Below are 25,310 nucleotides of genomic sequence, written 5' to 3' on the forward strand. Positions count from 1 at the left end.
AGCGAGTCAGCATTACACAGTTTACGTTAGGAAGAATTAAAGATGTCTATTGAAAAACAAGCAATCATTAAGAAAGTTGTATTAGCTTATTCAGGTGGTTTAGATACTTCAGCTATTATCCCTTGGTTGAAAGAGACGTATGATAATTGTGAAATTATCGCTTTCTGTGCCGATGTGGGCCAAGGTGATGCAGAGCTTGAAGGTTTACATGAAAAAGCAATCGAATCTGGTGCTTCTGAATGTTATATCGTTGACTTAAAAGAAGAGCTGGTGGCTGATTACATCTATCCAACGATTGCAACGGGTGCGATTTACGAAGGAACTTATTTACTAGGTACTTCAATGGCGCGTCCAATTATTGCTAAAGCACAAGTTGAAGTTGCACGTAAAGTTGGTGCTGACGCTGTATGTCACGGTTGTACTGGTAAAGGTAACGACCAAGTACGTTTTGAAGGCTGTTTTGCAGCCCTAGCACCAGATTTAAAAGTGATTGCGCCTTGGCGTGAGTGGTCAATGGTTAGCCGTGAAGACCTATTAGATTACCTTGCTGAAAGAAACATTGAGACAACAGCATCAGCGACTAAGATCTATAGCCGTGATGCGAATGCATGGCATATATCTCATGAAGGTGGTGAGTTAGAAGACCCTTGGAACGAGCCTAGCAAAGAAGTGTGGACCATGACGGTGGCACCTGAAGATGCGCCGAATACGCCAGAATACGTTGCGTTAAATATTGCGAATGGTCGTGTGACACATGTTGATGGTGTGGCTTTATCACCTTATCAAGCTTTGATGCAATTAAATGATTTAGCTGCTGCTCATGGCGTAGGTCGTATCGATATTACTGAAAACCGTTTAGTGGGTATGAAGTCTCGTGGTTGTTATGAAACCCCTGGTGGCACGGTAATGTTTGCAGGTCTTCGTGCAATTGAAGAATTAGTATTGGATAAAACAAGCCGTGAATGGCGTGAGCAAGTTGGCGCTCAAATGGCTCACTTAGTTTATGACGGTCGTTGGTTTACACCTCTTTGTAATTCATTAATTGCCGCTTCAGAAGCGCTGGCTGAATTAGTGAATGGCGAAGTGGTTGTTAAGCTGTATAAAGGCCAAGCAAGTGTGGTTAAGAAGCGTTCACCAAACAGCTTATATTCAGAAGAATTTGCCACCTTTGGTGATGATGATGTTTACGACCAAAAAGATGCAGAAGGCTTTATCCGTCTTTATTCTTTATCAAGCCGTATCAGAGCACTTAACAGCAAATAAGCTCAGCTGTTAATAAAATATTTAAACGGGGCTTACATCTAGATTCAGATATAAGCCCCGTTTTCCATAGACATCATTTTAATATTATTGCTTTAGCAAGATTGATTTAAGAATTGAACAAGAGGGTATCAACATGGCTTTATGGGGCGGAAGGTTTAGTCAAGAAAGTAGCGCATTATTCAAACTATTTAATGACTCATTGCCAGTAGATTACCGGTTAATTGAAGAAGATATAGTAGGCTCCATTGCTTGGGCAACCGCAATTACTTCAGTGGGTATTTTGACCCAACAAGAGTGTGAACAATTACATGGCGCATTAAACGAATTATTAGCTGAAGTGGCTGATAAACCAGAAGCCATTATCGCTTCAGGCGCAGAAGATATTCACAGCTTTGTGGAGCAGTCATTAATCGCTAAAGTGGGTGACTTGGGTAAGAAGCTACATACTGGACGTTCGCGTAATGACCAAGTGGCAACAGATTTAAAATTGTGGTGCAGAAAAGAAGGTGAGCAATCACTTACGCTGCTTAAAAAACTTAGAGGCGCTTTAATCGATCTCGCTGCACGTGAAATTGATGCTGTTATGCCTGGTTATACTCATTTGCAAAGAGCGCAGCCGGTATTATTTGGACATTGGTGTTTAGCGTACGTAGAAATGTTCGAGCGTGATATTAGCCGTTTAGAAGATGCACTTAAACGTGCTGATACTTGCCCTTTAGGTTCTGGCGCATTAGCAGGTACAGCTTATCCAATGGACAGACATGAAATTGCTAAATCTTTAGGTTTTGCAGCGCCAACATTGAATAGCCTTGACACTGTATCAGACCGTGACCATGTGATTGAATTATGTAGCGATGCTTCTATCAGCATGATGCATTTAAGCCGTATGGCTGAAGATTTAATCTTCTTTAACAGCGGTGAAGCAGGTTTTATTGATTTAAATGATGAAGTGACCTCGGGCTCTTCACTCATGCCACAAAAGAAAAACCCTGATGCGCTAGAGCTTATTAGAGGTAAAACTGGCCGTGTTTATGGCAGCTTAATGGGTATTTTAACCACCATGAAAGCATTACCTTTAGCTTATAACAAAGACATGCAAGAAGATAAAGAAGGCTTATTCGATGTCATGGATAGCTGGGCTATTTGTCTTGAGATGGCTGCACTTGTGTTGACTGGTTTACAAGTTAATCGTGAAAGAACCTTAGCAGCTGCACAGCAAGGTTATGCTAACTCAACTGAGTTGGCTGATTATCTAGTAGCAAAAGGAATGCCTTTTAGAGAAGCGCATCATGTGGTGGGCGAGGTTGTAGTTGCGGCGATTGCCAAGCAAACACCTTTAGAGGAATTGCTGATTTCTGAATTACAACAGTTCAGCCCGATTATTAGTGATGATGTTTATGACTGTTTGACCATTGATTCGTGTTTAGAAAAGCGTGAAGCCTTAGGTGGCACATCGCTTATTCAAGTTAAACAGGCGCTCGCTGCCAAACAAGCTAAGTAGTGTGTGGGTTTATTTTTAAAGTACTCTCTTGCAATCAATATTCGATATTAAAACAATCTGGCTTCTAATCTCGTACCTAGACTTTTAGAATAGAATGTTAAAAAGCCCTAAGTGAAGTTCACTTAGGGCTTTTTATTATGTGGTGTTTTAGTTTCTATCGAAAAATTAAACGCTATTGAAACAAATCATCCGTTGGGTTCTCGATGAAAATGTCGTCGTCAATCACTTCATCTGTTGCGTATTCTCTTGGTTCTGTACCTTCAACAAAATACTCAAAAGAAGTCGTATGATCGGTTTTACGGGTTAACAACCCGGTTGCTAAATCAATGCGAGCCGAGATAATCCCTTTAGGTGGAATAGTCGTCTTTTCCTCAGTGCCTTTTAATGCCTGATTCATAAAGTCGTTCCAGCCTGGTCCTGCTGTTTTTGCTCCCGCTTCGGCACCTGATATTTGGTTTTCAGGCCCATCAGCTACCCAACTTGTTCGTCCAAGCCTACGGCTATGATCGTCAAAACCTACCCAAAAGGTCGATGTTAAAGTTGGATTAAAACCACTAAACCAAGTATCGCGAGATTCATTGGTTGTACCGGTTTTACCTGCAATATCACGGCGTTTAATTAATCTTGATGCACGCCAAGCAGTACCATTCCAGCCAGTGCCTTTACTCCAGTCTCCACCACCCCAAATTACACTTTTTAACGCTTCAGTGATTAAAAATGCAGTTTGTTCTGTAATGATTCTAGGTGCGTAACGGCTGTTTTCATCTCCGCATTGCGTTAGCGCATTTTCTGTATTTGCAATGTCGAAGTTCGCTTTATCTTGAGCTTGTTGGGAGCGAGAAAACTCAGCTGCCATGGCGGCAAAAGGATCATTTTCTTTAGTTGTAGCTTCACTGGTTACTTCTGTAGGCTCTTCAGGAGTACAAGCAAGCATTGGGTTGGCTTCTTCGATAACATTATCAAATGAATCAGTGACTTGTTTAATGAAATACGGTTCGACTAAATAGCCGCCATTAGTAAATACATTAAATGCCGTTACTACTTGTAGCGGCGTAACCGAAGGTGAGCCAAGTGCTACAGATTCATTGCGAGGCAGATCTTTTGGATCAAAGCCAAATTCAACTAATTTGGCTATCGTATTATCTAAGCCGATATGTCTCATGGCTCGAACAGACATAACATTGACTGATTGCGCTAAACCAACACGTAAACGGGTAGGGCCACCATAAATATCAGGTGAATTCTTTGGGCGCCATGCTGTGCCTTGCCGGGTGTCAGGCTTATTAATCGGCGCATTATTGATTAATGTCGCGAGGTTGTAATCTTTTTCAAGCGCAGCAGAATATATGAACGGTTTAATATTCGAACCTAACTGACGTTTGGCTTGGGTGACACGGTTATATTGGCTTTGGGTAAAACTAAAGCCACCTACCAAGGTTTTAATTGCACCATCGCTTGGTTCTAAAGATACAGTAGCACTAGATACTTGAGGAATTTGAGATAGTTGCCAATATTCGCCATTATTTCTAATCCAAATTTTTTGGCCAACAGCTAAAATATCCTCAGCTTTTTTTGGTGGCTTTCCTTGACGTCTATCTGTGATAAATTCCCGCGCCCACTTTAACCCATTCCACTCGAGTAAGATCTCTTCGCCTCTGGTGTTCAACACAGTTGCTTGCTGTTCTTCTACTGCAATAACAGCTGCAGGCATGATGCCTTGCACTGGTGAAGTACTTTTAAGGTTACTAATGATGTCGCTGGTGGCCATGGGCTCAGTATTGGTCGCTGAAGGATCTGCAGACCATAACTCCGAGATAGGTCCTCGATAACCATGGCGCTGGTCATAAGAAAATACGTTATTTCGTAACGCACTTTGAGCCTTCAATTGTAAGTCAGACGATATGGTGGTGTAGACATTATAGCCATTGGTGTAGGCGTCTTCTTCGCCATATTGGTTTACCATGTACTCGCGTGCCATTTCAGAAATATAAGGTGCATATAAATCTATTTCGGCGCCATGATACTTGGCAGTAATAGGCGCATTGATGGCTTCTTGGTATTGCGCCTCTGTAATGTTGCGTTTTTCTAACATTCGACTTAACACCCAATTACGGCGGTTTTTAGCGCGCTGGGGGTTTCGAATGGGGTTGGCTGCAGAAGGCGCTTGAGGTAAACCCGCAATCATTGCCATTTCAGGTAATGAAAGTTGCTCTAACTCTTTACCATAATAAACTTGAGCAGCAGCTCCAACGCCGTAAGCTCGATTACCCAGAAAAGAGCGATTTAAATAAAGTGTCAGAATTTCTTCTTTGGAAAGCGCTTTTTCAATTTTTAAGGCTAAGAAAATTTCTTTGGTTTTACGAATATAGGTTTTTTCACGAGAAAGAAAAAATCCACGGGCGACCTGCTGAGTGATAGTACTCGCACCTTGGCTTTTCTTACCTGTCGTTACCAAAATAACTGCGGCACGAACAATCCCGATAGGATCAATACCTTTGTGTTCAAAAAAACGGGCATCTTCGGTATCTAAAACCGCATTAATTAATTGCTCAGGCACATCTTGATATTCAATTGGTATTCTTCTTTTTTCACCAAACTGAGAAATAAGCAGCCCGTCACTACTATAAATTCTTAATGGTGTCTGTAATTTTACCGTTTTAAGAGTATTTACATCCGGTAATTCGGGTAAAAGATAATAATAAGCTGCGACAATTGTGCCGACGCCTAATAAAGTTAAGCTAAATATAGCTATAAGTATTCGTTTTATCCACTTCACCGAATTATTCCAAAAATCATAAATATGCCCGCTAGTATATAAGGGGGAAGGTTTTTGGTGAAGTAAAAACATGAAAACATAAAAAAACAAGTTGTAAAATTTAGAAACATTTTATACAAATACTTATAACGAGTTGATTTTGTGCTAATCTATTTTAAAATATAAAAAATAAATGCGATGACGGAATATGCTTTCTAAATTTTGGAAGCGTCAAGCTCCGCAAATGGTTGGAATCGATATCGGTTCTCATGAAATTAAAGCCATTTTGCTTAGCAAGACCGCTGATGGATATAAAATTCAAAACTATATATCTGCACCTATACGAAAAGGTGCAGTTGTCGATCATGAAATTCGTGATTCAGAAGCTGTGATTGAATCATTAAGACATATTAGACGTGGACTGCCAAAAGGAATTAAGTCTGCTGCTGTTGCAGTCTCAGGTTCTGCTGTAATGACCAAAGTGATTTACATGGATGCTTCGTTAAATGAAGAAGAAATGGAAGCACAGATTGAGATTGAAGCAGATAACCTTATCCCATATTCACTCGACGAAGTGAGTATCGACTTTGAAACCCTGAATGCCAACACAACTGACCCCACCAAAGTTGATGTGCTTTTAAGTGCTTGTCGTACCGATAATATTGATACTCGAATGGATTCACTAGATGCAATTGAGCTTGATACCAAGGTTGTAGATGTTGAAGCTTACGCTTTGGGACGTTCGTCTGAACTAATTCTTGCGCAATTGCCTGAAGGAGCAAATGAGAAATCAGTGGTACTGGTAGATATCGGAGCCAATATGACCACATTTGCCGTGGTTGAAAACGGTGAGACAACATTCATTCGTGAACAAGCATTCGGTGGGGAATTATTCACTCAATCTATTTTGTCGTTTTATGGCATGCAATATGATGAAGCTGAAAATGCCAAAATAACGGGTGAACTACCTCGTAATTATATGTTTGAGGTGTTATCGCCTTTTCAAACTCAATTATTGCAGCAGATAAAACGTACACTTCAAATTTATTGTACCGCCAGTGGTAAAGATAAAGTTGATTATATTGTGCTATGTGGTGGAACGGCAAAACTTGAAGGCATGACGGCATTATTAACAAATGAATTAGGCGTACATTCAATTGTTGCTGACCCATTTCAAGGTTGTTTACATGCCGATGACGATATTAAAAACCAGCTAGAACCAAGTATTAGTAAATATATGGTTGCATGTGGTTTAGCGCTTAGGAGTTACGCTCAATGGCGAACATAAATTTACTTCCGTGGCGTGAAGAAGCTAGGGAAAAACAAAAAAGAGATTACATTGGTATATTAGCATTAGTTTTTTTAGTTACCTGTTTAGTTGTATTTCTTACATTAAGTTTTATTGAAGTTCTCACTGATGATCAGCGTCAACGTAATTCGTATTTGCAAACTGAAATATCTTTATTAGATGCTCAAATTGCGGAAATAAGAAAAATTACGGCAAGAAAGAAAGATATTGAAAGACGGACTAAAATTATTTTAAACCTTCAGCAATCTCGTAATTTGCCGACACATGTTTTAGATGAGTTAGTGAGAATAGTTCCACCAGGAATTTACCTCTCGAGCATAGAGAAGAAAGGCAGCTTGCTTTGGATTGAAGGTAGAAGTGAGTCAAATAATAACGTTGCAAACATGATGAGGAAAGTCAAAACATCGCAATACTTGAATGATCCGAGTATGCAATCAATTATTAGCCAAAATGAAAACTTAAGACAATTACAGAAATTCAGACTACGAGTGAGTATCTTTGATGACACTCTACCAATGGATGCAACTGAAGGAGGTCGAAAATGAATCTCGACTTAGAGCAGTTTAATGATATTGATTTTGATAACATTGGTGGTTGGCCTACGTTAGTCAAAGTAGTCTTTGCTGTTTTTCTTTCGCTGACAGTCATGGGGGCAAGTTACTATTTATTTGTTTCAGATGCGTTAGATGTGCTGGACAAAGAAGAAAGAAAAGAAATTACTTTAAGAGATGATTTTCAAAATAAATATCGCTTAGCTGCAAATTTGAAGTTGTACCGTGAGCAACTGGTCGTAATGGAAGCTCAATTTGCGGAATTACTGAAAATGCTGCCTTCTGAAAACGAAATGCCAGGATTGCTAGACGATACAACTTTTGTCGCTACAGATGCAGGCTTGCGAATTAATAGCTTGGATTGGGATACCGAAATTGAACGTGATTTCTATTTAGAGTTTCCAATTAAAATGGCTGTCGTAGGCGACTATCATCAGTTAGGCAATATGGTCAGCGGCGTAGCAAAATTGCCACGTATTGTTAGTTTGCATGATTTTGTTATCAAGCGAGATGATAGTGGCAGTTTATCGATGGACATTCTTGCGAAAACCTATCGATTTAAAGAAGGCGCTAAGCTACCAGCAGAACAAAATAAGGGGAAGAAATAATGAAATTCTTACCTTTATTATTGTTACTGTTATTAACTGGCTGTATTGGTGATCGCAGTGATTTAGAGTTGTTCGTTACAACGACTAAAGCACAGCATATTGCTCGTATTCCTCCGTTAAAAGAAACACCTAAGTTTGAACACTTTGCCTATCAAGCAGAGTTGATGCGCAGTCCTTTTGTACCACCTTCTCGTGAGTTGACAGAGGAAGTGGTGGATACCAGCAGAAATTGTTTACAGCCTGATTTAAAACGTCGAAAAGGACGTTTAGAAACGTATGCAATAGACAATTTGAGAATGCGCGGAACGTTAAGTGAAGATGGCACGACTTGGGCTTTAGTTGAGTCATCGGATTCGAATGTATATCGCTTAGGGGTCGGTGAGTATCTCGGACTTTACCATGGGAAAATAGGTAAGGTTACACCGCAATATATTGAAATTATAGAATTAATTCCTGATGGTTCTGGTTGCTGGGCTGAAAGAGCAAGTAACTTAGAACTAACAGGCAAATAATGCGAAGGATGAGGGAATAATGAAATCTTCTGCCGCGATGCAAACATCGACAAAAAAAGTCTCACTATTTAAAACAATACTTGGTGTTGTTTTAATGATGGGCGCACTACCAAGTGCAATAGCCGCCAATAAGTTAATGGATGTTAAATACCATTCTGTTGTCGATCACCAATTAGAATTAGAACTCGTTTTTGAATCTGACCTAATGACCCCTGAAGTTGATTTGTCAGGATCACCAGCTCAAATTATTTTAAGTTTTGAGGACAGTATTTCAAATCTAGAAAAAGACGATATAACTATTGATAGAGTGGGTGTTGAAGGACTTAAAACAACTCAAATTGATAGCTCATTAAATGTTGTCGTCGATTTAACTGAAGTCAAACCGTATCAAGGTAAAGTAGTTGGAAATACGTACCGTTTGACCGTGAATGATACTGTTTCTAGCCCCGACGATGCTGGTAACCCTTTTGTAAATGGCATCGAAACTATTGATTTTCGTCGTAATAAAACCGGTGGTGGAGATTTACTGGTTCATTTAAATAATCGCTCTGTAGCTGCAAATGTAGCTCAAGTAGGTTCTAAACTTGAAGTGAAGTTCTATAACACTGATATAAAAAATGATCACTTGTATGTAATGGATGTACAAGACTTCAATACACCAGTGACTAGCTTCGAAACATTTAAAGACGATTTAACTTCTCGCATAATGGTTGATGTAGATGGCAACTATGATTACAACTACAAGCAAGAAGGTAACGTTTTTAAAGTTAGTATCAATAAAGTTGAACGAGCTGCAGTAACGAAAGAAGATAAGAAATACAATGGTCGTTCTTTATCACTAAACTTCCAAAATATTTCAGTGAGAACCGTTCTACAAATTATTGCTGATTATAATGATTTCAACTTGGTAACCAGTGATACAGTTGAAGGTAATATTACTCTTCGGTTAGACGATGTACCGTGGGATCAAGCGTTAGATTTAATTCTGCAAACAAAAGGATTAGATAAACGCATTGAAGGCAATATCTTGATGGTTGCGCCAAGCGAGGAACTTGCTATACGTGAAAAGCAAGATCTAGCTAACCAACAAGAAGTAAAAGAGTTAGCGCCACTGTATTCTGAATATATCCAAGTTAACTATGCTAAAGCAACAGATCTTGCTGAGTTAATGAAAAGTGCAGATTCAAGTCTTTTATCAAATCGTGGTAGCGTGGCAGTTGATGAACGTACCAATACACTTTTAGTTAAAGACACTGCAGAATCATTAGAGACCATTCATCGCTTAGTTGAAGTACTTGATATTCCGATTAAGCAAGTATTGATTGAAGCACGTATGGTAACCGTGAAAGATAATGTATCTGAAGATCTTGGTATTCGTTGGGGGATTACAGACCAACAAGGCGATAAAGGTACTTCTGGTTCACTTGAAGGGGCCAATGATATTGTATCAGGAGTCGTGCCAGCACTAAGTGATCGTTTAAATGTTAATTTACCTTCGTCAGCAACCAATGCTGCAAGTATTGCATTTAGTGTTGCCAAAATGGCTGATGGAACGGTACTTGACTTAGAGTTAAGTGCACTTGAGCAAGAGAATAAGGGTGAAATTATTGCTAGCCCACGTATTACGACCTCTAACCAGAAATCAGCTTATATTGAACAAGGTGTTGAAATTCCTTATGTTGAATCTGCTTCTAGCGGTGCAACAACAGTAACGTTTAAAAAAGCAGTATTATCACTGAAAGTGACCCCACAAATTACACCTGATGATCGCGTGATTCTTGATTTAGAAATTACTCAAGATACTCGAGGTGAAACAGTTCAAACCGGTACAGGTGAAGCGGTATCAATTGATACACAACGTATTGGTACACAGGTGCTAGTTGATAACGGTGAAACGATTGTACTTGGTGGCATCTATCAACAAAGCTTAATTAGCCGTGTAAGTAAAGTTCCTGTTTTAGGTGACATTCCGTTAGTTGGTTTCTTATTCAGAAATACTTCTGATAGTAATGAGCGTCAAGAGTTACTCATTTTTGTTACCCCAAAAATTGTGACAGAACAGCTATAACTTTAATTGAGACTTATTAGCCATAAAATACCAGCAATTTGCTGGTATTTTTTTGGTTATCGTTTGGTAGCTGATTGATTCTATTAGTAACAAGTTAATCATTTTATTGAGTCGTTAATCAGATTTTAATTATTCACTGAAATTTATTTTTAAGAATCTTAGGTTAATTCATCAACATGACTTGCAACAATAGCCATATAACTGAGATAATCCGTCGTCAAGTCTCATTAGAGCAAGGTTAAATTATAGGTCGGCTTGAGTTTAAGTCGATAAGGCATACATTTCATATAAGATTCAGACGTATATATAATGGCTGAAAAACGCAATATTTTTCTGGTAGGCCCTATGGGCGCAGGCAAAAGCACAATTGGTCGCCATTTGGCCCAACTGCTGCATTTAGATTTTCACGATTCAGATCACGAGATTGAGAAACGCACAGGTGCAGATATTGCCTGGGTGTTTGACGTTGAAGGCGAAGAAGGCTTTCGTGTACGTGAAGCTCAAGTCATCGCCGACCTGTCGGAAAAGCAGGGCATTGTCCTAGCTACTGGCGGCGGATCTGTACAAAGCAAAGACATTCGCAATCATTTGTCGGCTCGCGGTATCGTTGTATACCTAGAGACTACAATCGATAAGCAAGTTGCTCGTACTCAGCGCGATAAGCGTCGACCTCTTTTACAGGTTGATGATCCTCGTGAAGTGCTTGAGAATCTTGCTGATGTCCGTAATCCTTTATACGAAGAGATTGCTGATGTTATCGTTAAGACAGATGAGCAAAGCGCTAAAATAGTCGCAAATCAAATCATTGAGCAACTCGGTTTCTAGGTAGGTTTATGCAACAAGTTCAGGTTGAATTAGGTATAAGAAGTTATCCCATTTTTATTGGCCAGAATTTATTGCAGCAAAACGCTTACCTCTCCGATTACCTTTCTGGTAAAAAAGCACTCGTAGTCACCAACGACACTATAGCTCCGTTGTACTTAGAACAAGTTCAACAAGCTATGGTCAGTTGTGCTGAAGTGAGTGCTGTTGTGCTGCCTGATGGTGAGAAATATAAAGATCTCACCCATTTGGATTTGATATTTTCTGCGCTATTAGAAAATAACTTTGCACGTGATTGTGTGATAGTTGCATTAGGTGGTGGTGTCGTTGGTGACATGGCCGGCTTTGCTGCATCTTGCTATCAGCGAGGTGTTGAGTTTATTCAAATTCCTACCACACTATTATCCCAAGTTGATTCTTCTGTCGGTGGTAAAACTGCAGTTAATCATCCATTGGGTAAAAATATGATCGGGGCATTTTATCAGCCTCAATCAGTACTTATTGACACTGATTGTTTGTCGACATTACCTGCTAATGAGTTTGCAGCGGGGATGGCGGAAGTGATTAAGTACGGTATTATTTGGGATGCTGAGTTCTTTGGCTGGTTGGAGCAAAATGTTGAGCAACTAAAGTCGCTTGATAACGATGCCCTTACTTATGCGATTGCAAAATGTTGTCAAATTAAGGCTGATGTTGTTGCTGAAGATGAAACAGAGCGTGGTGTTAGGGCTCTATTGAATCTTGGTCATACTTTTGGTCACGCAATAGAAGCTGAGATGGGCTATGGGGTTTGGCTTCATGGTGAAGCGGTCGCAACAGGTACCATTATGGCGGCGCTAACATCATTAAAGCTCAATTTAATTCAACAGCAAGATTTCGATAGGATCACTCGCATAATGCAAGCGTTTGATTTACCTATTTCCTCTCCAGATACAATGACCTTTGATAGTTTTATCAAACATATGCAACGTGACAAAAAAGTGCTTGCTGGCCAAATTCGTTTGGTATTACCGACTTCTATAGGTACTGCTGATGTATTCTCTGATGTAAAAGAGTCGTTACTCGCAGAAGTCATTAGCCAAGTTTAAGCTAAAGTTTACGTCTAATGGTGGGCTTTTGGATATCCAACAAACGCTATTGTTACCTTCGCAAGAAGCTTTAGTTCAGCGACTAGAACATATCGCGAGTTACAGTGAGCAACTGGTGCTTGTTTCTGGCGCAAAAGGCTCAGGTAAAACGACATTAGTCACTGCGCTTGCGAGTGAGTTAGATAACTATAATTCAGCTTTAGTTATCTGTCCTATGCATGCTGAAAGTGCAGAAATTCGCCGTAAGATTCTCGTTCAATTAATCTCTTCCCCCATTTTCGATGATGCGTTACCTCTGGCTGATACTCTTCTAAGGATCCAGACAAGCTTAACTAAACCCTTGCATATCATTATCGACGACGCACAACATATGCCTCGAGAGTTATGGGCTGAATGTTTAGTATTGACCCAAATAAGATGTGCCGGAAAACCAATTTCAATCACATTCACGATAGAACCGGATTCTTTAGCAGAATTAAACCTCGAATTAACTGAAGCAATGCAAGCGTTACTACTTCATGTAGAAATCGAACCCTTATCATTGTCCGAGCGTGAAGGTTTGTATCGAACATTACTCATTAGAAGTAATAAAACCCCATTTATTCCTCGTGAAATAATTCAAGCGCAAATCGAAAAGCAATCAGGTACCCCAACTGAAGTTTTAGCCCTACTTAAAAAAGCATTAGAAGACAAGCCCGAAGAAATTAGAAAGTGGCCTAAGCATTTGCCTTGGTTAGCAGTACTTTCTGTATTTGTTCTGACAGCTGCTTTAGCTGCAGGAATGTATTTACTTCAAAGTGATCAGCAAATAGAAAATGAATCGGGTTTATTATTAACGGCTTATACAATGCCAGAATCAGACGCGCAGTGGTTTGTTTATCATTATGGGCATTCAATGGTGACACTCGCTCCCAATCTGAATGTTACCGTGTCAGAGTCAAAACAAGACGTTAAGCTAGATAATCAAATTTTTGCAGATGAGGCGCTTGTTCACCAGAACAATATCGAATCAAGCTTTACTGAGATACCTGAATCAAATAATGTAAGAATTAATCCGAAAAAAGATGAAAATGACACTGCTGATATCAATGATGTTAGCGAGAATCATCAAGCAGAATTTGAAACTATCGAAAATCCAGATGTGCTGATTACAGATGTTGTTGAAGACGGTGCAATTGTAGAACGCGACAAACTTGAAGTCAGCACAATTAACGAGTCTGGCAGCCATATCGCGCAATTAACTGATCGAGTCGGGTACACACTGCAGATAGCCAGTGTGCGGGAACCAAAGTCACTTAAAAATATTCTGCTAAAACTTGAAAGCTTCCAGCAAAATGAATCTGAATTAGTACAAGCTAAATTCAAAAACCGCCATATCGTCTTGTTCGGTCAATTTGACAGTGCAATTGATGCTCAGCAGGCATCTGATTTACTCCAACAAGAGCTGGCTTTAACTGCCCCGTGGGTTAGGAAATGGAGCGATCTCAAGGGATATGAAATCAAATCGAATTAAACGCTTAAAAAGCCATTGGTTTAGATGATTCAAACAATGATTATTATTATTAAAAAGAGTACAATCATCAGCTTTAATTTTGCTAGTAACTGGTATTCATGACTAAAAAGCATAGAGCCTTTCTTAAGTGGGCGGGTGGAAAATTTAAACTCGTCGACGAGCTAGCAAAACACTTACCTCAAGGTAAAAGGTTAATAGAGCCCTTTGTGGGAGCTGGATCAGTCTTTTTAAATACTGACTATGAAGAGTACCTGCTATGCGATATTAATCATGATCTGATTAACCTCTACAATATTGTTAAAAATGAACCTGATGCGTATATTGCAGCAGCGAAAGCGATGTTTGTTCCAGAAATGAATGACAAGGAACAATATTACCGCATTCGCACCGAGTTCAATCAAACGAAAGATCCTTTCAAGCGCTCTGTATATTTTCTGTATATGAATCGTCACGGCTTTAATGGCTTATGTCGTTACAATCGAAAAGGTGGTTTTAATGTTCCTTTTGGTTCGTATAAAAAGCCTTACTTTCCTGAAGAAGAGCTTCGTTACTTTTCAGTAAAAGCCCAAAAAGCGACATTTAAATGCGTGAGCTATGAGCAAGCATTCGAAATGTCTGTATCTGGTGATGTGATTTATTGCGATCCGCCGTATGCCCCTTTATCAACAACAGCGAGCTTTACTACTTATGTTGGTCCAGGTTTTAGCTTAGATGACCAAGCCCTTTTGGCGAGGCAATCGCGCCATACTGCACTAGAACGAGATATTCCTGTATTGATCAGTAATCATGATATCCCACTGACTCGAGAACTATACCGAGGTGCAAAACTCGCCTCTATTGCTGTTCAGCGTAATATCAGTCAAAAAGGAAGTTCACGTAAAAAAGTGGATGAAATAATGGCTCTGTATGATCATCATTATCAAGAAGTGATTGATTAATAAGTTTGGTCTTGATTGTGCTTTGAGTGAGAAAAATCAGAAAGGTTTTTAGATTTATTTAGCTTAAGACTTGGTTCACGATAAAAATCAAAGAAAAAATCATTAGTACGGCTAAAGCTATTCCCATAAAAATGAAAGGCAATGGAGAATTGTTTTGGTTGAAATCTCGCTGGCGATTATCTTCCGTTTGCACCCCAAAAAATGCGGCTACAGTGCTGGTAAATATCCGCCAAATTGACATTAAATCGCGTTTGGATTATTTGTTGGCATGTCACTGATAGGTTTGCTTTTTTCGCTACCATGTAACAGCTCTAGTAAATCTAAGAAATGAAACTGACTTGAACGACTATTGCCTGTAACCCAGCTGCCCCAACTGACATCGTCAGATTGAGTTGCACAACGGTTATTAGGGTGGCTGCTTGGTAAGCTAGAATTGTAAGTGGCACTGTCAGAGCAAGCGCAATTTTCAGCGAATAACTGCTCACGATTATCAGATGCCGCAAAGTAAGCTACAAACATTAATATACTGGCGGAAAAAATACTTAATATAGGCTTTAACGTCACCTTGCCTGTTTGGTAGGTGTTCATTTTTCGCTGATTGCACATCATAAGGGCTGTCCTTGTCTCATACTTTCAGGTTGAATAAATAAACGTGTCCTCAATAGCTGTTATACGATCCATGAAGATGTAAGGATCAAAACTATATATTGAAAAAAGACACAGTGACGTATGTCGCATTATAGCAAATTTGTCTAGTTAATGAACATCTATATACTGTGATCTAGATCAATTTAATACTTACAGGTTATTAAAATTTACATTTATTGACACTAACAAAGTTTTATTACTGTTTGTGACTAGAGCGTTTTCTCTGCAAAGGGTAAAATAAGGCCACTTTTAATAGCTTCGAGAAGACTATGCGTCCATTTCTGATTGCCCCATCTATTTTATCAGCCGATTTCGCCCGTTTAGGTGATGATGTTCAAGCCGTACTAGATGCTGGTGCTGACGTTGTTCACTTTGATGTTATGGATAATCACTACGTACCGAACCTGACAATAGGTCCTATGGTCTGTCAGGCTTTACGTGATTTTGGTATTACTGCGGATATCGATGTGCACTTAATGGTGAAACCTGTCGATCGTATTATTCCTGATTTTGCGAAAGCGGGGGCTTCAATTATTACTTTCCATCCTGAAGCATCAGAGCATTTAGATCGTAGCCTACAGTTGATTAAAGAGTCAGGTTGTAAAGCTGGTTTAGTATTTAATCCTGGTACACCACTGCATTATCTTGATCATGTGATGGATAAGTTAGATGTGATTCTACTGATGTCAGTTAACCCAGGCTTTGGCGGGCAATCATTCATTCCATCTACATTGGATAAGCTTAAGCAAGTTCGCGCTAAAATTGATGCAAGTGGTTTTGATATCCGCCTTGAAGTTGATGGCGGTGTTAAAGTAGATAACATTGCTGAAATAGCCGCTGCAGGTGCTGATATGTTTGTTGCTGGCTCAGCAATTTTTAATCAGCCAAATTATAAAACAGTGGTTGATGAAATGCGTGCTGAACTTGCAAAGGTTGATGCTTAATCATGGCTGACCTTACTAAGGTTAAAGCAATTGCTTTTGATTTAGATGGTACGCTTATCGATAGTGTGCCGGACTTAGCTGCTGCAACTCAAGCAACATTAGCTGAGCTTGGACTGGCCAGGTGTTCTGAAGCACAGGTTAGGAACTGGGTTGGTAATGGCGCAAGAATGCTGATGAAGCGCGCTCTGCAGAATGCAAACAGCTTAGCGAATGCTTCAACTGAAAGTACATTAACTGAAAGTGTATCAGCTAATGAAGTTACTGAAGCCGAACTTGATGAAGCAATGCCTGTCTTTATGGTGCATTATCAGCAGCATCTTCAAAAACATAGTCTGCTTTATGATGGGGTAGTTGAAACGTTAACTGCGCTTAAAGCATCAGGTTATCCTTTAGCGATAGTCACTAACAAACCGTATCATTTTACATTGCCACTATTAAAGGCATTCGAAATTGAAACCTTATTTGGTTTGGTACTAGGTGGCGACTCGTTAGCTAAAATGAAACCTGATCCTATGCCGCTCAATCATATTTTGAATGAATGGCAACTTGAACCCGAACAGCTATTAATGGTTGGGGATTCAAAAAATGACATATTTGCGGCAAAAGCCGCTGGAGTAAGCTCAATAGGCTTGACCTATGGGTACAACTACGGTGAAGATATTGGGCTGAGCGGCCCAACTGCGGTATGCGAACAATTTAATCAGATTTTAGCCTTATTATCATCAGTTAAAACTAACGGCTAAAACGAACTGCTAAATCAATGGAGCAATAAAACAAATGACTGCAAAACCTATCGTGTTTAGTGGTGCTCAACCATCAGGTGAGCTAAGTATCGGAAACTACATGGGCGCGCTTCGTCAGTGGGTTGGTATGCAAGACAGTCACGATTGTATTTATTGTGTTGTTGATTTACATGCGATTACTGTCCGCCAAGATCCCGAAAAGTTACGTGCGGCGTGTTTAGACACTTTAGCCATTTATCTGGCTTGTGGTATTGATCCTGACAAAAGTACTGTGTTTTTACAGTCGCAAGTTCCACAGCATACTCAATTAAGCTGGGCACTGAACTGTTACACCCAAATGGGTGAGCTTAACCGAATGACACAGTTTAAAGATAAGTCTCAAAAACATGCTAACAATATCAACGTTGGTTTGTTCGATTATCCAGTATTGATGGCAGCTGATATTTTATTGTATCAAGCGAATGAAGTCCCTGTAGGTCAGGACCAGAAGCAACATTTAGAACTAACCCGCGATATTGCTACGCGTTTTAATAATGCATATGGCGATACGTTTGTTGTGCCTGAGCCATTTATTCCTGAAACTGGCGCACGCGTGATGTCATTGCAAGAACCGACGAAGAAGATGTCTAAGTCGGATGAAAATCGTAATAACGTTATCGGTCTACTTGATGATCCTAAAGCGATTATGAAGAAGGTTAAAAAGGCGATGACAGACAGTGAAGAGCCACCGGTTGTGCGTTTCGATGTTGAAGAAAAGCCAGGTGTGTCTAACTTATTAAGCCTTATGTCAGGTTGTAATGGTCAGTCAATCGAGTCGATTGAAAAAGACTTTGAAGACAAAATGTATGGCCACTTAAAAGTGGCTACAGGTGAAGCTGTTGTTGCTATGCTTGAGCCAATTCAAGAGCGCTTCCATAAGATTAGAGCTGACGAAGAGTATCTAAATTCAGTATTTAAAGCTGGCGCAGAAAAAGCGCAAGCTCGTGCTGAAGAAACGATTAAAAAAGTGTACGAAAAAATCGGCATGATTGTTTAGTTAATCGCTAAAATTGAGTCGCGAAATAGCGACTGACTAAATCGATATTGATGAATAAAAGCCAGCATGAATGCTGGCTTTTTTGTTGATGATGTTTAGCAATTTCATGTTAATTGAGATTGCTGTTTCAACCATTCAATAAAGCTGGCTATTGCAGGCTCTCGTTGTCTGCGTTGCTTACAGCTAAAGTTAAAATTGAAGCCCGTTAATAAATCGGGTAAATCGAGCGCAATTAATCGTCCTGAGTGTATGTCATCTTTCACCATAAAGTCAGATGCGAGTGCAATACCTTGGTGAACAATTGCAGCCTCTATGGCAAATAAGACATGGCTGAATATGTGCTGTTGCTGCTCTACAGATGGAGTTAAGTGGTTGACCTCGAACCAACGCTGCCAATCAATGCCTAATGCTCCTTCATCAACCGTAAGCAGTACTGCACTAGCTAAGCAACTTTTTAACTCTTGGGTGGAGTGAGCAGGCTTAATTAACCATTTAGCGATGTACTCAGGACTTGCAACTGGAATTAAGCGCTCTTTATGCAAAGTTAAGTGACGGTAACCTTTATGGTTTGATTGGCCTGTAATAAACATGTCAGCGACGCTATCACTTAATTGTGGGTCATCGGCAATCATATCCAAACGTAGGTCGATTTGTGGTTGAAGTTGGCGGAACTCACTTAATCTAGGTATGAGCCATTTAACCGCAAATGAGCTGTAGACGGCTAAACGTAACTGTTGATTTTCATCGCCAACTATTTGCCGGCTGATGTCATCAAGTTGATTGAATGAAATCTCTGCTTGGTCAAATAGTAGCGCGCCTTTATCAGTTAATTCTAACCGTCTAGTATTACGAATAAACAGCACTTCCCCATAGTACTCTTCAAGCTGCTTAATTTGATGTGACACAGCACTTTGGGTTATGCAAAGCTCATCAGCAGCTTTCGAAAAGTGCTGCAAGCGAGCTGCTGACTCAAAAACTTGTAAAGACCGCAATGGAGGAAGCTTTCTCATTGTCGTACCACTCAGAAATTATAGATATGAATAAATTATAGACAATAACCATATTGATGAATTTAACTCATGAATGGGTAAGAAACATCATTTCAGTTACAGAAATTTGCTAGATATCATGTTTTTCTTATTTAGTTAGCCTGTTAATTGAGTTTAGAAAGCCATGAAGCCACATGTCGTCATAGCATTATTGATATTAGTACTGGGAAATATTTTCAGCGCCTTATACGATGTATCCATTAAGTGGCTGCCACAAGATGCTGATGTGGTGACATTTTTACTTATACGTCAGTTAGGTTGCGTGTTAATGCTGTTGCCTTTATGGTTTATTGCTCGCAGACCAAACACCGCAGATTTTAAATTACAATTACTACGCTCAAACATAGGTGTTGTGACTTCGATTGCTCTAGTGGTCGGATTATTGTCATTACCTTTAGCAACAGTGAGTTCCTTATTTTTCTCCGCGCCTATTATCATCATAGTATTAGGCCATTTTTGGCTTAAAGAACAAGTGAGAATAAGCCAGTGGCTGATCACTTTACTGGGATTTGTGGGGATTATTATCTTACTTAGGCCTTCAGAAATGAGTTGGGCTGGGCTGGTGGTATTAATTGCCGCAGTGACATTTTCAGTTAATCAAATTACTTTACGAAAATTACCCCAAACTGACTCACCTATTGTGACTTTGATGCTCTATAACCTGTTGAGTATTCCTGTGTTAGTTATCATTGGTGGGAGTATAGGTTTCGGTCACATATCTTGGTCACTGATCGGTTTATCTATTGTCAGCAACATCTTTATTTTGGCTTATCATCTGTGCTGTATTTTTGCATACCGAAATGCGAAAGCCAGTGATATTGCGGTAGCTGAATACACTGGCCTGCTGTTCTGTATCTTCTTCGGTTGGTTGTGGTTCGATGAGTGGTTAGATGCGTTAAGTTGGATTGGTGCTAGCTTAATTGTGCTACCCACCTTAGTTATACCATTTGCTGTGAGATACTTTGCGGCTCGTTCAACTAAAGCTTTAGTAAGCTAACGTTTCGTTAAGTTAACAACAGCTAAAACAAAAAATTCATCGAACCAAGAGTACGATGAATTTAGGGATTAATTAGGGCGGGTAATTAAAGTTTAGTGGTTAGAAGTGTTTAAATATACGCTTAATCAGAGTCTAAATATTCAAATACTTTAATCACTTTTCTCACCCCTGAAGTATTTCGAGTCACTTCGACAGCGAGATTTGCTTGGTCGCGAGCGATTAACCCAAGCAGAAAGACTTCACCATTTTCAGTCACCACTTTTACCCGAGTGACGTCTAAATCGGAATGGTTCAACATACGGGTTTTCACTTTAGTGGTGATCCACGTATCGTTGCTTCGGGTGGTAAAAGAGGTCGGGTTACCGATACGAATTTGATTATGAAGCTTACCGCCAATCTCTAACTCTTGAACCACTTTGATGGCTTTGTCGCGCAACATAGAGTTTGGAGATTGACCAATCATCAACACATTACTGTTCAGCACCACACCGGTAATATTGGTTTGGCTATGAATGTCTTTATGTTTTGATAATGCACTGGTGATTTCAAAATCGGCATTGGTATCACTGATTTGCGTAGACATACTACGCTCATCATTGGCCATTTTTGCACCGCCAACAGCACCAACCATAACAACACCTGCACAACCTTGAAGTAGAAACAGTATTGCTATGGCAAGAACTGCTTTTATCATGCTTGCTCGTCCTGAGGGAACAGAGTACGGTCGATGTTGTCACATAGACAGTGAATCACTAATAAGTGAACTTCTTGAATACGTGCAGTCACATTTGAAGGTACGCGAACTTCAACATCTCCTTCGCTCATAAAGCCAGCCATCGCGCCGCCGTCTTTACCGGTTAACGCAACGATAGTCATGTCGCGACCTAGTGCCGCTTCCATTGCTTTAATCACGTTACCAGAGTTACCACTGGTTGAAATAGCTAACAAAATATCGCCTGGTTGACCCAATGCCATTATTTGCTTTGAGTAAATTTCATCATAGCTGTAATCATTTGCAATAGCAGTAATCGTTGAAGTATCACAGCTTAATGCGATTGCTGGGAGTGGTGGACGTTCAATTTCGTAACGATTAAGTAATTCTGCAGAGAAATGTTGTGCATCACCGGCACTACCGCCATTACCACATGCAAGAATTTTATTACCACTTAGCAGGCATTGAACCATCATTTCAGCCGCTTTCTCAATCGACTCTGGTAATGCTTCTGCTGCATCAATTTTAGTTTGAATTGATTCAGTGAAGCTGTCTTTAATACGTTCTAACATGGTTAAATCCTTACTCGGTAAAGTGTTGCTATCATGCTTAAATCACTATCTTGGCAGCATTATAGCTAAAATTGTCTATTTAAAAACACCCTTGCAGCCATTGTATGTCTTGGCCATTGAAGGCAATCACATCAAAGCGGCATGGGGCATTGATTTTGTTTGTTTGTAAATATTGCTCTGCTGCTTTTCTGATACGCGATATTTGTGCAGCAGATAACGCATTTAATGCGCCACCAAATTGGGTTGATGAACGAAATTTTACCTCAACAAAGACCCAATATTGTTTATCCCGCATGATTAAATCTATTTCACCAAAACGATAACGCTGATTTTGAGTCACAAACTGTAGACCTTGTTGTTCTAGGTAAGTTCGTGCTAATGACTCAGCGTGTTGTCCTTGGCTAGATCCGTTCATAAAAGATGACTCATAAAGGACGAAGTTGTCCTCGCTGGTATTTGCCCCAGCTCAATGTGCGCTCAATAACACCGTCATTATCTACAGATAGTGCGCCACTGCGGCCGTTAAATTGATAACCAGGGAATGCACGCATTTGTGCTAAACGGCTCACAAGTTCTAGTGAATCATAACCCATGATATATAAGCGCTTTTGGCCATTATTCCAGTTACTCCATAGTTGACTCACCATGGTGGTTTCAGGATTAGTACCCATTAACCAAGGGATATCGCTGATCATCAAATTATTAAGCTCTTGTGCTGACTGAGTCGAGTTACCACTTAATCGACTGCGGCTGGTGGTATAAAGCGCTACAGGGTCGGCAAACACACTGAAGTTAACATCTAAAAAAGGCTTCAGCAGTACTAAATCTTTAGAAGCTGAAATCATGTAAATAGCGTCGATATCACGACGTGAACGAAAATCCGCTTCAATATTATTGCCAATCAGTTGTTTCATACGGGCAATACGAGCCTGACTATCTTTAACGCCAAGAGCTTCTTGTACGGTGAGCTTCATTTGATCGCCACCATCGTAATAATGAATCTCGGCGTTTTCTTCAGTCAGCTCAAGCCATTTCTTATTAAAGCTTTCCGCCATGCGCTTACCTGTAGAGTCATTACTGACTAATAACAGTGGCAAACTAATGCCATCATTAAATAAACGCTGGGCAGCATCACTGGCTTCTTGTGCTGGAGACAGCGCAAAATAAAATTGGTCGTTATTGGCGGTAAAGGTTTCAGTTTGATTTAAATAAAGCTGTGGAATGGTCATTAAGCCTTGATCATTCAAGTTTTGCATTTCTTCTACAGCATTTGGTAGTAATGGGCCAATAACAAACTCGGCGCCCGCTTTAATCGCATCTTGATAAGCCTGCTCAACACCTAAATTAGTATCAAAAAAGTTAAGTTCGATTTGATCATCATATGCAGCCATGTAACTGGCTAAAATGCCTTGTCGAATCGGCTCGGCAACTGCAGCTCGTCGCCCTGTAAGCGGCAGCATTACCGCAATATTTTGAGGCTTATAAGGTTTAGCATTAAGGGCTTTTTCTAAATCAGAAGGAAGTTTAACTGCCCCTGGGTGATTTGGGTTAGCCTGTTGCCACTCGCCTAGATAACGAACGAGCTGTGATGGATCAACTGCATAATGCTTAGCAATGTAGGCTAACTGTAACCAACCTGAGAAGGTTGGGTTAGTGGTATCATTCATAAAGCTTTTGATGGTTTCTTCATGAAGTGGATGCAATGTTCTCCAAATCGTGTCATTAACCTCAAAGGCTTGTTCTTTCGGTAAATACAAACTCAGCGAGCTTAGCTGGCGTAATTCATCAATCGGTTGTTTGGTTTGATTAAATAGCCGCGCTTTATATTGATGATAAGTCACACGTTGCCAGTTAGGTAAATTCCATTGGCTCGGATAGTTTAATATAGCTAGTGCATCAGCATCTGAACGCGTTTGCTCAGCGACTCTTGCAGAAAGATACAACCACTCGGCTTGTAGACTCGGTTCAGGCTGTAAATTCGGCTTCATTGAGCTCAATAATTTATCAGCGGCAGAGACGTTGCCTTCATTGACATAGGCATGAGCGGCTAATAGTAAATATCTATCGCGGTCTTGTGGCTGCTCACTGTTACTCGCTGCAGATAAATAAATATTTGCAGTTTGAGTGACAGTCGCTAACGAATTATCAATAGCTTGTTTGTTATCAGTCGTTTGGGTTGCACAACCAAATAATACAGTAGACAAAATGGCTGCGAAAACGAATTTTGTTGTAATCAGTCTTTTTAACACAGGGCTTCACTCTGGTAAGATGCTGTCTCTAGTTTAACCTGCTCTTTCACTTGGCGAAAGTCTTGATGATATTCAATACAGAGGTAGTTATGGACCTATCGGTCGCACTTTATATCGTTCCCACTCCCATTGGCAATCTAGGGGATATCAGCAACCGCGCGATCGAGGTATTAAACAATGTCTCATTGATTGCTTGCGAGGACACGCGCCATAGTGGAAAACTGCTTAGTCATTTCGGAATCGAAACCCGTAAAACTGCACTGCATGATCACAATGAGCGTGACAGAGCGCAGTGGATTATTCAGAAGTTAGGTTTCGGTGAGGCCGTCGCGTTAATCTCCGATGCCGGTACGCCATTGATTTCAGATCCTGGCTATCACCTAGTCAAACAAGTGCGTGAAGCAGGATTTGATGTTATTCCTTTACCTGGCCCATGTGCTGCTATTACCGCGTTAAGCGCATCGGGACTGCCGTCTGACCGATTCTCTTTTGAAGGTTTTTTACCGTCAAAAGAGAAAGGTCGTTTAGATAAATTAGCGGCTGTAAAAGAAGACCCACGTACACTGATTTTTTACGAATCACCGCATCGTATTGTGCACAGTCTTGAATCTATCGTTGTCGCATTAGGTGAAGAGCGCGAAATTGTCATGGCGCGTGAAGTGACTAAAACCTTCGAAACCTTTTTATCAGGTTCAGCAGGTGAAGTGCTGCAGAAAGTGAAAGATGACCCCAATCAGCAGCGTGGCGAAATTGTTTTAATGTGTCATGGGCATCGCACTGAAACGGAGTCAGAATTTTCAACAACTGTGATTAATACTTTAAAAATCCTATGTGAAGAATTGCCATTAAAAAAAGCGGCCGCTGTAGCGGGCCAAATTTATGGTTTGAAAAAGAATGCCTTATATAAGCATGGATTAGAGATCGGACTTTAATTTGAGCGTTAGCTAGCATTTAAACTTATTTAACTATCTTTATGTTGGAGTGTTGCTGGTGGTTAGGCTATAATCCGCGCCGAGTTGGCCAGACAGTTGCTGCGTTCGTAAGAACGGGGAGGAAAGTCCGGGCTTCAAAGAGCAGGATACCAGGTAACGCCTGGGCGGTGTAAACCGACGACAAGTGCAGCAGAGAGAAGACCGCCAACTTCGGTTGGTAAGGGTGAAAGGGTGCGGTAAGAGCGCACCGGACCACTGGTAACAGTTGGTTGCAAGGTAAACTCTATCCGAAGCAAGACCAAATAGGGTCCCACTGCTTACTTAGGTAAGTTAATGCGCTGCTCGCGTTGGGACCGGGTAGGTCGCTTGAGCCTGTGAGCGATTGCAGGCCTAGATGAATAACTGTCCAAGACAGGACCCGGCTTATCGGCCAACTCACCTAATAAAACAAAAAGCCCGCTTATCGAAAGATAAGCGGGCTTTTTGTTGTCAGTGTTTAA

Annotated in this window: 24 protein-coding genes and 1 other RNA gene; 17 read left to right on the forward strand and 8 right to left on the reverse strand. The window is 40.3% G+C overall.

The window, feature by feature from the left end; all coding sequences use genetic code 11:
* Positions 1 to 42 precede the first annotated feature (42 nt).
* Positions 43 to 1,263, forward strand: a complete 1,221-nt coding sequence (locus QPX86_RS01285) for an argininosuccinate synthase (protein WP_220752473.1) — start codon at positions 43 to 45, stop codon at positions 1,261 to 1,263.
* A 133-nt stretch (positions 1,264 to 1,396) separates the two neighbouring features.
* Positions 1,397 to 2,764: an argininosuccinate lyase gene (argH, locus tag QPX86_RS01290; protein WP_285163873.1), complete on the forward strand. Its 1,368-nt coding sequence runs from the start codon at positions 1,397 to 1,399 to the stop codon at positions 2,762 to 2,764.
* 172 nt (positions 2,765 to 2,936) lie between these two features.
* On the opposite strand, the gene QPX86_RS01295 is transcribed toward argH, so the two are convergent.
* A complete protein-coding gene (locus QPX86_RS01295; RefSeq protein WP_285163874.1) occupies positions 2,937 to 5,540 on the reverse strand; it encodes a penicillin-binding protein 1A in 2,604 nt (867 codons plus the stop codon).
* A gap of 187 nt (positions 5,541 to 5,727) precedes the next feature.
* Between QPX86_RS01295 and QPX86_RS01300 the strand changes: the two genes are divergently transcribed.
* From QPX86_RS01300 to QPX86_RS01340, 9 genes are all read left to right on the forward strand, one after another.
* Entirely contained in the window at positions 5,728 to 6,807 is a 1,080-nt protein-coding gene (locus QPX86_RS01300; RefSeq protein ID WP_220752470.1) for a pilus assembly protein PilM, read from the forward strand.
* Positions 6,795 to 7,373 (forward strand): PilN domain-containing protein, encoded by a 579-nt coding sequence (locus tag QPX86_RS01305; RefSeq protein WP_220752469.1) that lies wholly within the window; start codon positions 6,795 to 6,797, stop codon positions 7,371 to 7,373. Before QPX86_RS01300 ends, QPX86_RS01305 begins: the two co-directional genes overlap by 13 nt.
* Entirely contained in the window at positions 7,370 to 7,987 is a 618-nt protein-coding gene (locus QPX86_RS01310) for a type IV pilus inner membrane component PilO (RefSeq protein WP_220752468.1), read from the forward strand. Before QPX86_RS01305 ends, QPX86_RS01310 begins: the two co-directional genes overlap by 4 nt.
* Positions 7,987 to 8,499: a pilus assembly protein PilP gene (locus QPX86_RS01315; RefSeq protein WP_220752467.1), complete on the forward strand. Its 513-nt coding sequence runs from the start codon at positions 7,987 to 7,989 to the stop codon at positions 8,497 to 8,499. Before QPX86_RS01310 ends, QPX86_RS01315 begins: the two co-directional genes overlap by 1 nt.
* A gap of 19 nt (positions 8,500 to 8,518) precedes the next feature.
* The gene (locus QPX86_RS01320; protein WP_285163875.1) at positions 8,519 to 10,567 is read left to right on the forward strand and encodes a type IV pilus secretin PilQ; all 2,049 of its coding nucleotides are present in this window, start codon (positions 8,519 to 8,521) and stop codon (positions 10,565 to 10,567) included.
* Positions 10,568 to 10,876: 309 nt separating this feature from the next.
* Entirely contained in the window at positions 10,877 to 11,392 is a 516-nt protein-coding gene (gene aroK / locus QPX86_RS01325) for a shikimate kinase AroK (protein ID WP_220752465.1), read from the forward strand.
* An 8-nt stretch (positions 11,393 to 11,400) separates the two neighbouring features.
* Positions 11,401 to 12,477 carry a 3-dehydroquinate synthase gene (aroB, locus tag QPX86_RS01330; RefSeq protein ID WP_285163876.1) on the forward strand — a complete coding sequence of 359 codons (1,077 nt, stop codon included), beginning with the start codon at positions 11,401 to 11,403 and terminating at the stop codon, positions 12,475 to 12,477.
* A gap of 28 nt (positions 12,478 to 12,505) precedes the next feature.
* Positions 12,506 to 13,990 (forward strand): AAA family ATPase, encoded by a 1,485-nt coding sequence (locus QPX86_RS01335; protein ID WP_285163877.1) that lies wholly within the window; start codon positions 12,506 to 12,508, stop codon positions 13,988 to 13,990.
* Positions 13,991 to 14,088: 98 nt separating this feature from the next.
* Positions 14,089 to 14,928, forward strand: coding sequence for a Dam family site-specific DNA-(adenine-N6)-methyltransferase (locus QPX86_RS01340; RefSeq protein ID WP_220752462.1), 840 nt, complete (start codon positions 14,089 to 14,091; stop codon positions 14,926 to 14,928).
* Between the two features lie 58 nt (positions 14,929 to 14,986).
* Here the strand turns inward: QPX86_RS01340 and QPX86_RS01345 are convergent, their stop codons facing one another.
* Together QPX86_RS01345 and QPX86_RS01350 are read right to left on the reverse strand one after the other, a co-directional pair.
* Positions 14,987 to 15,169: a DUF2970 domain-containing protein gene (locus QPX86_RS01345; RefSeq protein WP_285163878.1), complete on the reverse strand. Its 183-nt coding sequence runs from the start codon at positions 15,167 to 15,169 to the stop codon at positions 14,987 to 14,989.
* Complete coding sequence (locus tag QPX86_RS01350) at positions 15,169 to 15,537, reverse strand: hypothetical protein (RefSeq protein WP_285163879.1); 369 nt, start codon at positions 15,535 to 15,537, stop codon at positions 15,169 to 15,171. Before QPX86_RS01350 ends, QPX86_RS01345 begins: the two co-directional genes overlap by 1 nt.
* 308 nt (positions 15,538 to 15,845) lie before the next feature.
* Between QPX86_RS01350 and rpe the strand changes: the two genes are divergently transcribed.
* From rpe to trpS, 3 genes are read left to right on the forward strand one after another with little or no spacing between them, the layout of a single operon-like run.
* A complete protein-coding gene (rpe, locus tag QPX86_RS01355) occupies positions 15,846 to 16,520 on the forward strand; it encodes a ribulose-phosphate 3-epimerase (RefSeq protein ID WP_220752460.1) in 675 nt (224 codons plus the stop codon).
* Positions 16,521 to 16,522: 2 nt separating this feature from the next.
* On the forward strand, positions 16,523 to 17,263 hold the full coding sequence (locus QPX86_RS01360; protein WP_285163880.1) for a phosphoglycolate phosphatase: 741 nt from the start codon (positions 16,523 to 16,525) through the stop codon (positions 17,261 to 17,263).
* A gap of 34 nt (positions 17,264 to 17,297) precedes the next feature.
* A complete protein-coding gene (gene trpS / locus QPX86_RS01365) occupies positions 17,298 to 18,299 on the forward strand; it encodes a tryptophan--tRNA ligase (RefSeq protein WP_220752458.1) in 1,002 nt (333 codons plus the stop codon).
* Between the two features lie 104 nt (positions 18,300 to 18,403).
* Here the strand turns inward: trpS and QPX86_RS01370 are convergent, their stop codons facing one another.
* Positions 18,404 to 19,309 carry a LysR substrate-binding domain-containing protein gene (locus QPX86_RS01370; protein ID WP_285163881.1) on the reverse strand — a complete coding sequence of 302 codons (906 nt, stop codon included), beginning with the start codon at positions 19,307 to 19,309 and terminating at the stop codon, positions 18,404 to 18,406.
* A gap of 163 nt (positions 19,310 to 19,472) precedes the next feature.
* Here QPX86_RS01370 and QPX86_RS01375 point away from each other — a divergent pair, with 163 nt between their 5' ends.
* On the forward strand, positions 19,473 to 20,345 hold the full coding sequence (locus QPX86_RS01375; protein WP_220752456.1) for a DMT family transporter: 873 nt from the start codon (positions 19,473 to 19,475) through the stop codon (positions 20,343 to 20,345).
* Between the two features lie 121 nt (positions 20,346 to 20,466).
* Here QPX86_RS01375 and QPX86_RS01380 read toward each other — a convergent pair whose 3' ends face one another.
* The 4 genes from QPX86_RS01380 to QPX86_RS01395 all read right to left on the reverse strand — a co-directional run bounded on the left by QPX86_RS01380 (position 20,467) and on the right by QPX86_RS01395 (position 23,878).
* Positions 20,467 to 21,039, reverse strand: coding sequence for a BON domain-containing protein (locus QPX86_RS01380; RefSeq protein WP_285163882.1), 573 nt, complete (start codon positions 21,037 to 21,039; stop codon positions 20,467 to 20,469).
* Entirely contained in the window at positions 21,036 to 21,629 is a 594-nt protein-coding gene (locus QPX86_RS01385; protein ID WP_102527688.1) for a phosphoheptose isomerase, read from the reverse strand. Before QPX86_RS01385 ends, QPX86_RS01380 begins: the two co-directional genes overlap by 4 nt.
* 79 nt (positions 21,630 to 21,708) lie before the next feature.
* Positions 21,709 to 22,044 carry a YraN family protein gene (locus tag QPX86_RS01390; protein ID WP_220752454.1) on the reverse strand — a complete coding sequence of 112 codons (336 nt, stop codon included), beginning with the start codon at positions 22,042 to 22,044 and terminating at the stop codon, positions 21,709 to 21,711.
* Positions 22,045 to 22,054: 10 nt separating this feature from the next.
* On the reverse strand, positions 22,055 to 23,878 hold the full coding sequence (locus QPX86_RS01395) for a penicillin-binding protein activator (protein ID WP_220752453.1): 1,824 nt from the start codon (positions 23,876 to 23,878) through the stop codon (positions 22,055 to 22,057).
* 89 nt (positions 23,879 to 23,967) lie between these two features.
* Between QPX86_RS01395 and rsmI the strand changes: the two genes are divergently transcribed.
* A complete protein-coding gene (gene rsmI, locus QPX86_RS01400; RefSeq protein ID WP_220752452.1) occupies positions 23,968 to 24,810 on the forward strand; it encodes a 16S rRNA (cytidine(1402)-2'-O)-methyltransferase in 843 nt (280 codons plus the stop codon).
* 80 nt (positions 24,811 to 24,890) lie between these two features.
* Positions 24,891 to 25,252, forward strand: an RNA gene (rnpB, locus tag QPX86_RS01405) — RNase P RNA component class A.
* The last annotated feature ends 58 nt before the right edge of the window (positions 25,253 to 25,310 follow it).

Source organism: Shewanella goraebulensis (assembly GCF_030252245.1).
Classification (GTDB): Bacteria; Pseudomonadota; Gammaproteobacteria; order Enterobacterales; family Shewanellaceae; genus Shewanella; species Shewanella goraebulensis.